This is a genomic window from Cupriavidus sp. SIMBA_020 (assembly GCF_046535395.1).
Lineage (GTDB): Bacteria > Pseudomonadota > Gammaproteobacteria > Burkholderiales > Burkholderiaceae > Cupriavidus > Cupriavidus campinensis.
On the sequence record NZ_JAWRWU010000051.1, the window covers coordinates 1 to 516 of the forward strand.

At 65.9% G+C, this 516-nt stretch carries 1 protein-coding gene; it reads right to left on the bottom strand.

The annotated features are described in order from the left end of the window. A partial coding sequence (locus tag SB751_RS28090; RefSeq protein WP_410748794.1) for a TonB-dependent receptor plug domain-containing protein occupies positions 1–516 on the bottom strand: 516 nt, incomplete at both ends.

Below are 516 nucleotides of genomic sequence, written 5' to 3' on the forward strand. Positions count from 1 at the left end.
GCCGGGCAACCGGTGCGCGCGCAAGCCTGGCCCGGCGGCAACGGCGCCACGGTCTTGCCCAGGGTGTTCTCGTACTTCTGGCGGCTGGACGTGGCTTCCAGCACGATGTCGTGATCGCGGTTGGGCGTGAGCGCCAGCTTGGCCGTGATGTTGGTGGCGTTGCGCTTGCGGTAGCCCTCGACGATCCTGTCTTCGTCGCGCTGGGTCGCCTGGCCGTAGATCTGCAGGCCCAGCAGGTCATTCTTGATCGGGCCCGCCAGGTAGAAGTTGCCCTGGTAGATGTCGCCGGACTTGCTGCTTTCCTGGATGGTGGTGTCCATGCGGATTTCACCGCCCCACTCGTTGGGCACCTTGCGGGTGATGATGTTGATCACCCCGCCCATGGCGTCGGAACCATACAGCGACGACATCGGCCCGCGCACCACCTCGATGCGCTCGATGGCCGAGATCGGCGGCGTCCAGCCGCCTTCGACGCCGCCGGAATCGGAGTTGGTGCGGGTTTCACGCGAGTTCTGG